Consider the following 12803-nt stretch of genomic DNA (forward strand, 5'->3'; position numbering starts at 1 on the left):
ACCAGCGGCGGAGAGGCGCGAGCGGCGGCGGCCCCGACATCGGGGACGTTTGCTGTCGCCAGGCGACACAAATCTTCCCCGGTCCCCGGTCCCGCGGTCGCCCGGTCCCCGGTCCCGCGGTCACCCAGCCCTCCGGGTCCCCGATCCCGCGGTCACCCGGACCTCCGGGTCCCCGGTCCCCAGCCCTCCGGTCCTCCGTCTGCGAGCGGGCGGCGGCGAGCAGGGACGGGGCGGGCCCCGCCACCCGAAGGTGACGGGGCCCGAGAGACACCGTGGTGCGGGGGCGCGCCCTCGCGGCCGAACGACGGGGCGGCCGGGCGGCGGGGGACGATCAGGCGGCGACGCGCGCGTCGTCGTCCAGGGTGTCGAGGTCGAGGTCCCTGGTCTCCTTGGTCGTGAACAGCGCGAGGAGGGTCAGCAGGGCCATCGCGCTGAGGTAGACGCCCACCCAGCCGACCCCGTGGGAGCTGGCCAGCCAGGCCGCGATGAACGGGGCGACGGCGGCACCCAGGATCGAGGAGACGTTGTAGGCGATCGCCGAGCCCGTGTAGCGCACGTTGGTCGGGAACAGCTCCGGCAGGATGGCGCTCTGCACGCCGAACGTCAGGCCCATCAGCGTCATGCCGATGACGAGGAAGACGAGCATGAGACCCATGTTCGCGCCCTCGCCGGTGCCCATCACGTCGGGGCTGAGGAAGGCGTTGAAGGTCAGGCCGAACACGAGGATGAGGGCGGTCACCACGATCAGGAACGGCTTGCGGCCGAAGCGGTCCGCCAGCGAGCCCGAGACCGGCACGAACGCGGCGAAGAAGAGGATCGCGAGCAGCTGCAGGACGAGGAAGTTCTGGTACCCGATGCCGAGGAAGCCGTCCTCGACCGCGCCGATGGAGTAGCTGAGGATCCACGTGGTGAACAGGTAGAACAGCGTGTACGTCGCCAGCATGATGAACGTGCCCTGGATCAGCTGACGCCAGCTGGTGCGGAAGACCTCCTTCAGCGGCGTCTTGACCTTCTCGCCGCGGGCGACGGCGCGGGAGAAGACCGGGGTCTCCTCCAGCTTGACCCGGACGTAGACGCCGAGCGCGACGATCACGGCCGAGGCCAGGAACGGCACGCGCCAGCCCCAGGTGAGGAAGGCGCCGTCGTGGGCGGGGTCGGTGCTGTCGTGCCCCATGACCACGGCCAGCAGCAGGAAGAACCCGTTGGCGAAGAGGAAGCCGATCGGCGCACCGAGCTGGGGCCACATCGCGGCCCGGGCTCGCTTGCCCTTCTCGGCGTACTCGGTGGCGAGCAGCGCGGCGCCGCTCCACTCGCCGCCGAGGCCGAGGCCCTGGCCGAAGCGCATGATCGCGAGCATCGCCGGGGCCCACAGGCCGATCTGGGAGTAGGTGGGCAGCAGGCCGATCAGCACGGTGGCGATGCCCATGGTCAGCAGCGAGCCGAGGAGCGTGGCCTTGCGGCCGATGCGGTCGCCGTAGTGCCCGAAGAGCACCGACCCGACCGGCCGGGCGACGAAGGCGACGCCGAACGTGGCGAGGGACGCCAGGAGCGCGCCGGTGGCGCTTGCGGAGGGGAAGAACAGCAGCGGGAAGACCGAGATGGCCGCCGTCGCGTAGATGTAGAAGTCGTAGAACTCGATCGACGTGCCGACGAGGCTCGCGAAGATGACGCGGCCGCGCGGGACCGGCGCGTGCTCGGGATCGGTCGGCCGGCGGTCGGCGGTGGTCGTGCTCAACGTGCTCACGGGGTCTCCTGTTCGGGAAATCGACCGACTGACGATATGCCTCTGCCCACACTTCGGACAGGGGCAACCGCGATCTGAGATCGATTTCACCGACGACGCCGCCGCGTACCCTGCTGCCGTGCACATCCGCGACTACGCCGAAGCCGACTGGGAGCACGTCCTCCCGATCCTGCGGCAGGTCGTGCTCGCGGGGGAGACCTACGCCTACGACCCAGCCTGGACCGGCGAGCGGCTCCACGAGGTCTGGGTCGAACCGCCCCCCGCCCGGACCGTGGTCGCGGTCGACGCCGGCGAGATCCTCGGCACGGCGAAGATGGGCCCCAACCGGCCCGGCCGAGGGGCCCACGTCGCCACCGCGAGCTTCATGGTCGCGGGTGCGGCGCGCGGCCGTGGCGTCGGCCGCCTGCTCGGCGAGCACGTCCTCGATCGCGCCCGGGCCGACGGTTACGCGGCCATGCAGTTCAACGCGGTGGTGGAGACCAACGCCGCGGCCGTGCACCTGTGGACCGAGCTGGGGTTCTCGATCGTCGGCACGGTGCCCGAGGCCTTCGAGCACCCCACGCTGGGGCGCGTCGGGCTGCACGTCATGCACCGCATGCTCTGAAGCCCGGCCATCCGCGCCTCAGCCGCGGCGGGCGGCCTCCGGGGCGAGCTCCCCTGCGAGCGCACAGTCCACGAACGAGGTCACGTCAGCCAGGACCTCCTCCTTCGTGGTCTCGTTGAAGATCTCGTGCCGCAGGCCCGGATACGTCCGGCGCTCCGTCCGCGAGCCGCGGATCGCGTCGAGTCCCTCCAGGCTCGGGCCGACCGGGACCAGCTGGTCTGCCTCGCCGTGGAGGTGGAGCAGCGGCAGGTCGACGGCGCCAGCGGCACGGATCGACTCGAGGGTCGCCTGGATCGCCTCGAGGGTGGGCCGCCTGAAGTCGCCGTGCCAGACGAGCGGGTCCTCGGCGTAGGCCCGGCCCACCTCCGGGTCGCGAGAGAGGGTGGCCGGGTCGATCGGGGTCGGCGGGATCGGGTCCTGGGCGAGCAGCTCGCGGACGACGTCCCACCGGCCGAGGACAGGGCCGGACAGCACCACCGCGGCGAGCGTCTCGGGGTACCGCTGGGCGTAGCGGGCGGCGATCATCCCGCCCATCGAGTGCCCCACGAGGACGACGGGCACGCCGGTGTTCTCCCGCCGGGCGGCGAGCACGAGGATGTGCAGATCGTCGACCACCGGCTCGAAGTCCCGGATCAGGACTCGCTCCCCGGCGCTCGCCCCGTGCCCGACGTGGTCGTGCCCGTAGACGGACGCGCCGTGCTCGTTGAGCGTCGCAGCCACCCACTCGTAGCGTCCGACGTGCTCGCCGTAGCCGTGGCACAGGACCGCGATGTAGCGGGGGTCCGCCACCGGCCACGAGCGGGCGGCGACCTCGCCGCCGTGCCCCTGGAACGTCCATCCACCCATGTCGGCCTCCTCCGCGCATCGACCCGCCTTCGGTCGATCCTGGCACGGACGGGCACCGGTCGAAACCCCCTGACAGGCACCTCGGACCGGGTCCGAAGGTCCCTTCGTCCCGCCGGCGCAGCGGTGAAAGATCGGGGTGTGAGCAAGGCCGGCACCTACAACTCCCCCACCCCCGCCGTCGCCCGCGCCCGCCGCGCGTTCGAGCGCAGGCTGGAGGCCGAGCGCAGCCGTCGGGAGGCGGAGCGGCACGCGGACGCGCGGGACCGCTCTGCCCGTCCCTGACCCTCCGGGAGAAATTCCCTCCCCACGAGCTGTCGATCCACGGCACGCTCGTTCGTAGAGCGGGTGAAGGACGGGCACGGGGCCCGTCCACCGACGAGGGAGCTGACAACCATGACGCAGTACCTGATCTCCGTGTGGGGTACCGAGGAGGAGTCGTACGAGAACCCTGACCCCCAGGTGATGGAGAAGGCCTACGTGCAGGTCGACGCGTTCAACAAGCGGATGCAGGAGTCCGGCGCGTGGGTGTTCGCCGGCGGCCTGGAGGCCCCGAGCACGGCGACCACGGTCGATGCCAGGAACGGCGAGGCCGTCGTCACCGACGGCCCGTTCCTGGAGACCAAGGAGCAGCTCGGCGGGTTCTGGGTGCTCGAGGCGCCCGACCTCGACGCCGCCCTCGCGCTCGCCCGCGAGGCCTCCGCCGCCTGCATGGCCAAGGTGGAGGTCCGCCCGTTCCAGGCGGAGTGACGACCGCGGTGCCGGACGCCGTCGGCCAAGTCTTCCGCGAGGAGTACGGCCGGTGCGTCTCCACCCTGACCCGCGTCCTCGGTGACCTCGCGCTCGCCGAGGACGCGGTCCAGGACGCCTTCACGACCGCCGTCGAGCGCTGGCCGGTAGAGGGCGTCCCACCCAGTCCGGGGGCCTGGATCGTGGTCACCGCGCGGCGCCGGGCGGTCGACCGCCTGCGCAGGGAGGCGAAACGCGATGACAAGCACGCCCAGGCCGCGCTGCTGCTGGCCCCCGAGGAGCCGGAGCCGGTGGGTCCCGTGAGCGACGACCAGCTGCGGATGCTGTTCATGTGCTGTCACCCCGCCCTGGCGCCCGCGACCCGGGTGGCGCTGACCCTGCGAACCCTGGGCGGGCTGACGACGGCGGAGATCGCCCGTGCCTTCCTCGTGCCCGAGCCGACGATGGCGCAGCGCCTTGTCCGGGCGAAGCGGAAAATCGTGGCCGCCCGCATCCCGTACCGGGTGCCGGAGGAGCACGACCTGCCCGACCGGCTGAGGTCCGTGCTCGCGGTGATCTACCTGGTGTTCAACGAGGGCTACACCGGCTCGGCCGGCGCCGAGCTCACCCGCCCGGACCTCTCCGCCGAGGCGATCCGCCTGGGCCGGGTTCTCCTCGGCCTCATGCCCGACGAGCCCGAGGCCCGCGGGCTGCTCGCCCTGATGCTGCTGACGGAGTCGCGCCGGCCCGCCCGCACGGCGGCGGACGGCGCCCTGGTGCCGCTCCCCGAGCAGGACCGGTCGCGGTGGGACGGAGCCCTGGTCTCCGAGGGGCAGGAGCTGGTGCGCCAGTGCCTGCGCCGCGGCGCGCCCGGCCCGTACCAGGTGCAGGCCGCCATCGCCGCGGTGCACAGCGACGCCGCGAGCGCCGCAGAGACCGACTGGGCGCAGGTCCTCGCGCTGTACGACCAGCTGCTCGTCATGACGCCGACGCCGGTCGTCGCCCTGAACCGCGCCGTGGCCCTGGCGGAGATGTCCGGGCCCGGTCCCGCGCTGGAGGTGGTGGACGGGCTGGACCTCGACGGCTACCACCTTTTCCACGTCACCCGGGCCGACCTCCTCGGCCGCCTCGGGCGCACCGACGAGGCGGTCCTGGCGCTCGAGAGGGCGCTCGAGCTGACGGCCAACGGGGCTGAGCGGGACCTGCTGCGCCGCCGCCTCGCGGAGCTCCGGCCCGGGACGCCGGACCTGCCGGCGGGCGAGACGACGGGCACCGCATGACCGAGCGTTGGGAGAGCTTCCACGAGGCGGGCCGCAAGGTGGGGGCGCTGTGGCGCCGGTTCGAAGACGGCGTCCTCACCACCCGGATCGCCTTCCCCCTCGGCGACGGCGAGGACTACCGGGCGGAGTCAGTCATCGCCTTCGAGGGCGACGGCGTGACCTGGGCCGCGGCCCGCTACCGGCAGGATCCCGGTGGGGCCGCGGCCGACGTCACCCGCGCCGCGGCCGGACTGGGCGCGGACACCCTGCCCAGCTTCGGGGAGTTCAGGCTCGTCCTCGACCTGCTCGGGTCGGGCGCCGACTCCGTGACGTTCCGGCGCCTGGACGACGCCGACCCCGCCGGGGAACCGCGACGCGCCGTGCTGTCGCGGGCGGGGACCGAGACGGTCGGGCTGGCCGCGGGGCCCCGGCAGTGCCTGCGCCTTGACCTGGTGGTGGACGGTGAGCGTGCCGGCTCGCACTGGGCGGACGCCGGTAGCGTCGTCAAGAGCGACTGGCTGGGCGCCGCGTCCTACCCCGAGGCCTCGGCCGGGGAGGCGCTGGCCGGGCTGCCCCCGCGGATCGTGGGGTTCCTCCGTGACGGGTTCGGCGACTGACACCTCCGCCGCAGGCTGCTCCCGGCCGAGCCCTCCGACCACCGGGCGCGCGCGTTCTCCGATATGCCCTGGCCCCGATCCGCCGTCGTCCGTAGCGTCGGGACCATGCCCGTGGAGACCGTGAACGGCACCGTCGTCCTGCACCTGACCGGGACCGGGTCGCCGATCGCCGTCGGCCAGGACGCCCTGGACGTCGTCGGCGAGGCATGGGCGGTGCAGGCCGAGGTCGTCGCCGTCCCGGTGAGCCGGTTCGCCCCGTCGTTCTTCGACCTGCGCTCGGGCCTGGCCGGCGAGTTCGTCCAGAAGCTCGTCAACTACCGGCTGAGGCTGGCTGTCCTCGGCGACATCTCCGAGCACGTCGGGGCCAGCGACGCGCTGCGCGACTACGTCCGCGAGTCCAACCGCGGCGGGCACGTGTGGTTCCTCGACGGTCCGGCCGACCTGGTGCGCCGCCTCGCACCGCCCGCACGGTCCTAGTTGACGACCTCGGTCTCGGCGACGTCGGACCGGGCGGCGAAGCCGTTGAGGAGCGAGCCGAGGTCGATCCCGGACAGGCTGTGGACGACGGCCTGGCCCTCGCCCAGCACCTGGCCGGCGATCTTCGAGACCGCCCCGGCGCCGTCGGTGGAGACGACGGTGAGGTTGTCGATCTGCCCGACCGGCTCAGCGGCGGCGCGCATGATCTCGGGCAGGTTCGCGACCAGCTGCTGGACGATGACGGCCTGCCCCTGCTCGGCCAGCGCCTGGGCCTGCGCCTCGGTGGCCGCGGCGGCGGCGAGGCCCTCCGCCCTGGCGGCCTCCGCGCGGGCCCGGCCGAGCGTCTCGACGGCCTCCGCCTCGTTCTTCTGCGCCGCCAGCTCGGCCTCCGCGAGGGTGCGGCGCTGGAACGCCTCCGCCTCGGCCTCGGCCTTGCGGGCGTCGCGCTCGCCCTCGGCCTGCTTGGCCGCGGCGTAGGCGGCGGCGTCGGCCGGCTTGCGCACGTCGATGTCGAGCTGCTGCTCGGCCACCCGCGCCTTCTCCTGCAGCGCCTCACGCTCCTGGGCGGCGACCAGCCGGTCCTGCTCGGCGCGGGCGAGCTGGCCGGCCGCCTGGGCCTCGGCGCCGGCGCGGTCGGTCTGTGCCCGGATGGTGGCCTGCTTCAGGGCGAGGTCGCGCTGACGCTCCGCGATCTGCTCCTGGGCGTGGAGCTGCGCCGTCTCCGAGGCCAGGCGTGCCTCGGCCTCCTGCACCTCGGCGATCTGCCGCGCGCGTGCCGCCTGGGCACGACCCAGGTTGGCCAGGTAGTCCGACCCCGGCGTGGAGATGTCGGAGAGGTTCACCAGGTCGATGTGGAAACCCTGCTGGTGAAGATCGGGGCGGATGGAGTCGAAGACCTGCTTCTGCAGTGCCTCGCGGTCGGAGATGATCTCCTCCACCGTCATCGAGCCGAGCACCGGCCGCAGCGCGCCCTCGAGGGCCTGCTGGAGCGGCTGCTCGAGGTTGGCCTGCTGGCTGGTGAAGCGCTGGGCGGCCCGGCGGACGCCGTCGGCGTCACCGCGCACCTTGAACAGGACGGACGCCTTCACGCCGACCGCGATGAAGTTCTTGTCGACGCCCTCCACGGTCAGCGACAGCTGGCGCTGCTCGAGGGAGATCTTCGTGACCGACTCGAAGAACGGCTTGACGAAGGCCCGGCCCCCGATGACGACCCGCGGACCACCCCTGCCCTCGGCGACCTCCGTGGAGCTGGGCAGGGCGTCGAGGCTGCCGGTGGGGCCGCCCCGGCCGTCGCTGCGGCCCACGATGACGAGGGCCTCGTTGAGGTCGACCGTGCGGATCGAGCGCCTGACCGCCACGAAGACGACGATCGCCACGACGAGCAGCGCCACGAGGAGCGGGAGGCTCCCGAGGATGAGTTCCACGGACGTTCCTTCGTTCGCCGGGCGCGCCGACGACGTCAGGCGCGGGTTTCGGGACGATTCTGCCGGAAATAGGCCGGCCGTGTGCCCGCTTTCGTCGGGGCGACTGCGGTTGTCGCGACATCCGTCTCCAACGCCGGCCACCGTGGAGGGTGTGAAGCCGGAGGGCAGGCCGCCTCCGGGCGCGCCCGTCAGCCGGGCGGGACCTGCGTCAGGGACCAGGAGAGGGTTCCGGCGGACAGCGGACGGCCCTGCGCGCCGGTCAGGTCGGGCACCGTCACGGTGACGACGGCCTCGACGTCGTAGGGCCGCTCCCGGGCCGGCAGCAGCCAGGTGTCGTCCGTGCCCGCGACCGGGGTCAGCCCCTTCAGCTGCACGCGGGTGCCGGCCTCCAGGTCGTCGCGCAGCGGCTCGGGCGCGACGGCGAAGAGCTCGGCCGCGTCGAGCCGCAGGACGGCGCTCATTCCCTCGCCGCGCACGGTGGCCCGGGCCCTGGCCGTGAACGTCACGGTCTCTCCCGGGACGACGACGAGCTCGCCGGCGGCGCGCCCGGACGCCTCCGTCTCCACGCCGGTCGCCTCGATCTCCACCGTCCCGGCGCCGAGGGGCGCCCCGGAGTCGACGGACCCGAACGCGTGGGGGGCGCCGAGCAGCAGGGCCACGCCGGCGAGCGTGGAGGCTGCGGCGCTGAGCGTGGGCCTGGACAACGTGCGACTCCCTGTGGCGGACGTCGGGCCACGACGACGACGGATCCTCCGCCGTGCTCAGCACCGACATCTCGACAGTGCCCCCAGATCACCCATGGAGCGTCCGAAATCCTGGCGCCACTTGCTGCCATGGCCCGTTCCTGCCACGCGGACGCCTCACCGGGCGAAGTTGACGACGAACGACTTTCCTGACCAGTTCTGTCTCATAACTGGCCCCCGTGCCCCTACGCTTCGTGGACGTACGCTGGGCGAGGGCCCGCGTCGTGACCCCCACCAGCAGGAGAGCAACGATGTCTGAGAACCCGTACCAGCCCACCCCGCAGCAGCACAGCCCCCAGGGCCAGTACGGCTCGTACGGCGCCGGCGCCGGGGGCTACGTCCCCGCCGCCCCGCCCGCCTACGGCTACGACGCCACCTCGCAGGAGGCCAACAGCGCGGCGACCCTGTCCCTGGTCTTCGGCATCCTCGCCGTCGTCCTCCTCCCGATCGTCTTCGGCCCGCTCGCCCTGTGGCAGGCCAAGAAGGCCGAGCGGCTCGGCAAGCCCGCCACCGCCGGCAAGGTGCTGGGGTGGATCGGCATCGTCATGGTGATCCTCGGCGTGGTCGCCGCCATCGCCTTCTTCGTGCTGATGGCGGGCGCCTCGGTGACCTCCGGGATCTGAGACCGGTCACCACCACCGCCGCCGGGCACCACGGACGGCGGCCGGCGCCGCGAGGGGACCGGCCGTCGTCGTGGGTGCGGTGCTCGTCAGCGGCTGTTCAGGCCCCGGACGGCGACGTCGACCAGGTTCGTCACGTACCGCTCCAGGTCGGCCGCCAGCTCCTCGCGGGTGGCCCCGCGCGGCGCGATGAGCAGGTGGAAGATGAGCGCGCCCTCGAGCCCGTCGATGACCGCGCCGGTGTCCGTCCCGGGCGGCAGCTCCCCCTCGGCGACGGCCCGCTCCAGCCGACCGGTCAGCGGCAGGATGCCGTGACCGATGGACTCCTCACGGATCTCCTGGAACTCGACCGGGTTGGCGGCCGCCGCGGAGACGATGTTGAGCATGGTCTGCCCCTCTTCGCCGAGCAGCGCCTTCCCGCGGCCGACGGCGTAGGTGACGAGGTACTCCCGCAGCGGCAGGTTCTCGTCCGGGCTCAGGTCGTTCTTCGACTCGAAGTCGCGGATCGCCTCGATCAGCAGATCGTGCTTCGTGTCCCACCGCAGGTAGATGGACGACTTCCCGATGCCCGCGTGAGTGGCCACCGCGTCGAGGGTGAGCCCGGACCACCCGCGCTGCCCGAACAGCTCGATCACGGCCTTGTAGGCCCGCGGTTCCGTGTCGGCGTGCCGCGGACGCCCCGGACGGCGGCGCGGCTGCTGCTCGCCGGTCTCCGTGGGGGAGGTCGCTGTCAGCTGTGTCATGTCGAGCCCCTTTGATCTCGCTGTTCCCCCGAGCAGCGCCAAACGTGTGGACGGAGACTACATCGCGGCGGACGCCCACGGGCGGTAATAGGGTGAGCGGCACCCGGCAGCCCGCTCGGGTTCTCCGTAGGCCTTCGCAAGGCCGGGTGCGGCTGGCAGAATCTCGCCGCGCAGGCACCACCGCTCACGGGGAGGGACGATGTCCGCCGAGCACTCGTACGACGACCTGGACGACGCCACGGAGCTGGACGACGACCTTTTCGAGACCTCCGACGACGACGAGCTGGACGACCTCGACGAGCTGAGCGAGGGCCGCGACATCATCCGCGCGAAGTGGTCCATGGACGGCGCCCGCACCCTGTCGGAGGCCGCCGCGAAGCTCGAGGCGTTCGCGCAGGAGCTGCGCGACCTCGAGGAGAGCGGCTGGCAGCTGACCGAGCCGGTGGCGGACGACGTCGGCATCATCGAGGACGGCTCCGGCTGACCCCGCCGGCCGGACCGGTCGGCGAACGGCGTCCGGTCTCCTCCACGAGTACCTCCCTCGCCCCGGGAACCGGTGGCTGCCGGAACGCCCCTGATCCTCAGGTGGCAGCGATAAGCCCCGCCCTGATCGCCACTCTTGATCGGTCCTACGTGCACCGCCTACCGTGACGCTGTCGGATCAACGCCAAGGAGGGCGAGATGGCCGATTCAGCGCTGTTCGTCGGTTGGGGCGAGATCGTCCGAGGCCGTGAGCGGAGCGGCCCAGAGCTTTTCAAGGAGGCCGTCGAGTACTTCGGCCAGCTGCAGCAGGACGGCCGCATCGAGGGCTTCGAGCCGTGGTTCATGGAGCGCCACGGCGGCGACCTCAACGGCTTCTTCCTGCTGCGGGGAGACAGGACCAAGCTCGACGAGGTCCGGCGTGATGCCGCCTTCGAGCGACTCCTCACCCGCGTCTCCATGGTCGTGGACAACGTCGGTGTCACCACCGCGTACACCGGCGCGGATCTGCAGCGTCAGCTCGAGATCTTCGGGGAGTCCGCCGGCGATCTCGCCCGGTAGCCGGGCCCGTCGAAGAATCGGGGACTCATGCCGGCCCCGGCCGACCCACGCCCGCCGGCGGATTCCGGGGCGGGCGCCTCACCGCGGTACCGTCACGTCATGACGCTCGGGCCGGCCGCTGATCCCCAGCCCGGCCTCCGCACCCTCGGTCGTCTCCTGGTCGCCGGCGCCGTCTCGGGCGCCGTGATCGGTGCCACCGTCGGCGCGCTGCTCCTCCTGGCCCCGGACGACCGGTCGGCGTTCTGGGTCGGCGGCCTGCTGATCGGCGCGTGCCTCGGGATGGTCGCCGGCCTGTCCCTGCAGAGCATCACCTGCGCGGCGGTGCTCCTCACCTCCCGGCACGGAGGCAGCGCGGCGGCCGTGCGCGTCGTCGGCTCCGCTGTGCCCGCCGTCGCGGTCGCGGGACTCGCCTGGACCGTCGCGGTCGGCTCGGCCCTCCCCGCCAGGGCGGGGATCACCGCCCTGGCGCTGCTGGAGGCGGCGGTCCTGCTCAACGCCACCCTCGCCTGGTCGCTGGCACCGCTCGTCCCTGGCGCGCGGACCGTCCCGATCGGTACAGCGGCGAGCGGTCGAACCCGACCGTGGCTGCACCCGCGACACCCTCGCCCACACCCGCGTGGCCGGCGGCCGCGGCACCACCCTCGCCGACGAGGCCGCACGGCGGATCGGCACCCCAGCGGTCCTCGTTCGTGCGCTCGTCAGCGACCTGCTCGCCGACGGCGGGCCGTCCGGCGCCACGATCACCTTCGACGGCCGTAGGGCCTCCGTCACCGGTTCCGGTCACCGGGCGGGACGGCGACGTCCTCGCCGTCGACGACGGGCGGACCGATCCCCGCGACCGGCGAACCGCGCGCATGCGCCAGGGAACAGGCGGGGCCCCGGCGACCGCCGGGATCCCGAGCCGGCCGCCCTTTGTGAGTCGATGGACTCGCGGCTCAGCGGTTGCGGCGGTCGAGCTCCATTCGCCGGCGCGATCGCGCCGCTGCCGGGACCATGTGGGCACCTCCACCTGGAAGGAGCGGCGATGGTCACCGAAGCTCCTGCACGCAGAAGGCGCGACCTTCGGGCCGCCGGCGTCGTGGTCGCAGCACTCGTACGAGTGGCCGGCGTGGCCCTGCTCGGGGCGTCGGTCGTGCTGGGATGGCGGGCCTGGTACGCGCGGTTCGGGGTGTGCATCGGCGGCGCCCCACCGGTGGACCTGCCCGCGGACCAGCCGCTGTGGTGGTGCACCTACATGCAGGACCACCTGTACGACCAGTACATGCCGTCGGTCCCGTGGGTGCCGATCGACGGCCCGGCCCGCCTGGAGGGGATGTCGCTGATCGCGTTGGGTGTGGGGGTGGCGGTGGTGGCCGTCTCCTTCGTGGGTGGCCGGTGGTTCGTCTGGCCGCTGAACGTGGCTGGCGGGATGGGGCTGGGCGCTGCCTGGGTGGGCATGGGCGTCCCCGGTGTGGCGCACCGCCCTGGCCGGTGGGGAGCGGGTCGGGTTCGACGACTACATGACAGCAAGCTTCTTCACGGTGCTCACGATCTTCGCGACGGCCGGGATGGCGGTCCTGTCCTGGCACCGGGGTGGCCGGGACGGCAAGGTCGTCGCGGCGTTCTGGGCGGCATTGACCCTGGCGCAGCCGTTCCCGGAGTACTTCTTGAGCATGTTCCTGTGGGGGTCGCACGACACCTCCCCGGCGCTCGGGCTGCTTCGCTGCGTCCTGGTCGCTCTCGCAGGCCTGGTGGCGTTGGTGACGCTGCTGCCGCTGGGGTGGCGGGACCGGTTCCTGTTTCGTCCGATCAGGATGGCGGGTCGGGCTGCGCGCAGAGGACTGGCCCGGCTGCAGGCGGAGGACGAGCGGATGTCGCCAGGTCGACGGTGGTGAGGACGCATCGTTGCAGGAGCGTCCGTGAAGCGACCATCTTCGCGTCGGAGCGGCGCACACGATCCGGTCAGAGTTCTTCGGCAGG

The 12803-nt window shown here is 72.8% G+C and carries 17 protein-coding genes; 11 read left to right on the top strand and 6 right to left on the bottom strand.

What is annotated here, in order from left to right; genetic code table 11:
* Positions 1-331 precede the first annotated feature (331 nt).
* A complete protein-coding gene (locus tag KZX45_RS07225; protein WP_374112565.1) occupies positions 332-1744 on the bottom strand; it encodes an MFS transporter in 1413 nt (470 codons plus the stop codon).
* Positions 1745-1862: 118 nt separating this feature from the next.
* On the opposite strand from KZX45_RS07225, the gene KZX45_RS07230 reads away from it, so the two are divergent.
* Positions 1863-2348, top strand: coding sequence for a GNAT family N-acetyltransferase (locus KZX45_RS07230; RefSeq protein ID WP_248257050.1), 486 nt, complete (start codon positions 1863-1865; stop codon positions 2346-2348).
* An 18-nt stretch (positions 2349-2366) separates the two neighbouring features.
* Here KZX45_RS07230 and KZX45_RS07235 read toward each other — a convergent pair whose 3' ends face one another.
* On the bottom strand, positions 2367-3194 hold the full coding sequence (locus tag KZX45_RS07235) for an alpha/beta hydrolase (protein WP_248257051.1): 828 nt from the start codon (positions 3192-3194) through the stop codon (positions 2367-2369).
* 138 nt (positions 3195-3332) lie between these two features.
* Between KZX45_RS07235 and KZX45_RS07240 the strand changes: the two genes are divergently transcribed.
* The 5 genes from KZX45_RS07240 (at position 3333) to KZX45_RS07260 (ending at position 6273) form a co-directional block, all read left to right on the top strand.
* A complete protein-coding gene (locus KZX45_RS07240; RefSeq protein ID WP_248257052.1) occupies positions 3333-3476 on the top strand; it encodes a hypothetical protein in 144 nt (47 codons plus the stop codon).
* Between the two features lie 111 nt (positions 3477-3587).
* Positions 3588-3941 (top strand): YciI family protein, encoded by a 354-nt coding sequence (locus KZX45_RS07245; RefSeq protein ID WP_282453373.1) that lies wholly within the window; start codon positions 3588-3590, stop codon positions 3939-3941.
* A complete protein-coding gene (locus KZX45_RS07250; protein ID WP_248257053.1) occupies positions 3938-5200 on the top strand; it encodes an RNA polymerase sigma factor in 1263 nt (420 codons plus the stop codon). The genes KZX45_RS07245 and KZX45_RS07250 overlap by 4 nt, the downstream gene beginning before the upstream one ends.
* Positions 5197-5796, top strand: a complete 600-nt coding sequence (locus KZX45_RS07255; protein ID WP_248257054.1) for a hypothetical protein — start codon at positions 5197-5199, stop codon at positions 5794-5796. The genes KZX45_RS07250 and KZX45_RS07255 overlap by 4 nt, the downstream gene beginning before the upstream one ends.
* A gap of 105 nt (positions 5797-5901) precedes the next feature.
* Entirely contained in the window at positions 5902-6273 is a 372-nt protein-coding gene (locus tag KZX45_RS07260; protein ID WP_248257055.1) for a DUF4180 domain-containing protein, read from the top strand.
* Here KZX45_RS07260 and KZX45_RS07265 read toward each other — a convergent pair.
* Both KZX45_RS07265 and KZX45_RS07270 read right to left on the bottom strand, forming a co-directional pair.
* On the bottom strand, positions 6270-7697 hold the full coding sequence (locus KZX45_RS07265; protein ID WP_248257056.1) for a flotillin family protein: 1428 nt from the start codon (positions 7695-7697) through the stop codon (positions 6270-6272). The two genes, KZX45_RS07260 and KZX45_RS07265, sit on opposite strands and share 4 nt — an antisense overlap.
* A gap of 188 nt (positions 7698-7885) precedes the next feature.
* Positions 7886-8401 carry a hypothetical protein gene (locus KZX45_RS07270; protein ID WP_248257057.1) on the bottom strand — a complete coding sequence of 172 codons (516 nt, stop codon included), beginning with the start codon at positions 8399-8401 and terminating at the stop codon, positions 7886-7888.
* Between the two features lie 290 nt (positions 8402-8691).
* Here KZX45_RS07270 and KZX45_RS07275 point away from each other — a divergent pair, with 290 nt between their 5' ends.
* Positions 8692-9063, top strand: coding sequence for a DUF4190 domain-containing protein (locus KZX45_RS07275; protein WP_248257058.1), 372 nt, complete (start codon positions 8692-8694; stop codon positions 9061-9063).
* An 86-nt stretch (positions 9064-9149) separates the two neighbouring features.
* Here KZX45_RS07275 and KZX45_RS07280 read toward each other — a convergent pair whose 3' ends face one another.
* Positions 9150-9803: a TetR/AcrR family transcriptional regulator gene (locus tag KZX45_RS07280; protein WP_248257059.1), complete on the bottom strand. Its 654-nt coding sequence runs from the start codon at positions 9801-9803 to the stop codon at positions 9150-9152.
* Positions 9804-10002: 199 nt separating this feature from the next.
* Between KZX45_RS07280 and KZX45_RS07285 the strand changes: the two genes are divergently transcribed.
* The 3 genes from KZX45_RS07285 to KZX45_RS07295 all read left to right on the top strand — a co-directional run bounded on the left by KZX45_RS07285 (position 10003) and on the right by KZX45_RS07295 (position 11603).
* A complete protein-coding gene (locus KZX45_RS07285; protein WP_248257060.1) occupies positions 10003-10287 on the top strand; it encodes a hypothetical protein in 285 nt (94 codons plus the stop codon).
* Between the two features lie 197 nt (positions 10288-10484).
* Entirely contained in the window at positions 10485-10844 is a 360-nt protein-coding gene (locus KZX45_RS07290; protein ID WP_248257061.1) for a hypothetical protein, read from the top strand.
* A gap of 99 nt (positions 10845-10943) precedes the next feature.
* Positions 10944-11603, top strand: coding sequence for a hypothetical protein (locus KZX45_RS07295; protein WP_248257062.1), 660 nt, complete (start codon positions 10944-10946; stop codon positions 11601-11603).
* A gap of 471 nt (positions 11604-12074) precedes the next feature.
* On the opposite strand, the gene KZX45_RS07300 is transcribed toward KZX45_RS07295, so the two are convergent.
* Positions 12075-12281 (bottom strand): hypothetical protein, encoded by a 207-nt coding sequence (locus KZX45_RS07300; RefSeq protein ID WP_248257063.1) that lies wholly within the window; start codon positions 12279-12281, stop codon positions 12075-12077.
* Positions 12282-12292: 11 nt separating this feature from the next.
* Between KZX45_RS07300 and KZX45_RS07305 the strand changes: the two genes are divergently transcribed.
* Positions 12293-12718 (top strand): hypothetical protein, encoded by a 426-nt coding sequence (locus KZX45_RS07305; protein ID WP_248257064.1) that lies wholly within the window; start codon positions 12293-12295, stop codon positions 12716-12718.
* Positions 12719-12803 lie beyond the last annotated feature (85 nt).

It is taken from the genome of Georgenia sp. EYE_87 (genome assembly GCF_023148685.1).
GTDB lineage: Bacteria > Actinomycetota > Actinomycetes > Actinomycetales > Actinomycetaceae > Georgenia.

What these genes read in the sequence shown, in the direction of transcription:
- KZX45_RS07285 (WP_248257060.1), top strand. Translation starts at nt 10,003, where the DNA reads ATGTCCGCCGAGCACTCGTACGACGACCTGGACGACGCCACGGAGCTG.
- KZX45_RS07260 (WP_248257055.1), top strand. Translation starts at nt 5,902, where the DNA reads ATGCCCGTGGAGACCGTGAACGGCACCGTCGTCCTGCACCTGACCGGG.
- KZX45_RS07280 (WP_248257059.1), bottom strand. Translation starts at nt 9,803, where the DNA reads ATGACACAGCTGACAGCGACCTCCCCCACGGAGACCGGCGAGCAGCAG.
- KZX45_RS07235 (WP_248257051.1), bottom strand. Translation starts at nt 3,194, where the DNA reads ATGGGTGGATGGACGTTCCAGGGGCACGGCGGCGAGGTCGCCGCCCGC.
- KZX45_RS07290 (WP_248257061.1), top strand. Translation starts at nt 10,485, where the DNA reads ATGGCCGATTCAGCGCTGTTCGTCGGTTGGGGCGAGATCGTCCGAGGC.
- KZX45_RS07300 (WP_248257063.1), bottom strand. Translation starts at nt 12,281, where the DNA reads ATGCCCACCCAGGCAGCGCCCAGCCCCATCCCGCCAGCCACGTTCAGC.
- KZX45_RS07255 (WP_248257054.1), top strand. Translation starts at nt 5,197, where the DNA reads ATGACCGAGCGTTGGGAGAGCTTCCACGAGGCGGGCCGCAAGGTGGGG.
- KZX45_RS07275 (WP_248257058.1), top strand. Translation starts at nt 8,692, where the DNA reads ATGTCTGAGAACCCGTACCAGCCCACCCCGCAGCAGCACAGCCCCCAG.
- KZX45_RS07295 (WP_248257062.1), top strand. Translation starts at nt 10,944, where the DNA reads ATGACGCTCGGGCCGGCCGCTGATCCCCAGCCCGGCCTCCGCACCCTC.
- KZX45_RS07245 (WP_282453373.1), top strand. Translation starts at nt 3,588, where the DNA reads ATGACGCAGTACCTGATCTCCGTGTGGGGTACCGAGGAGGAGTCGTAC.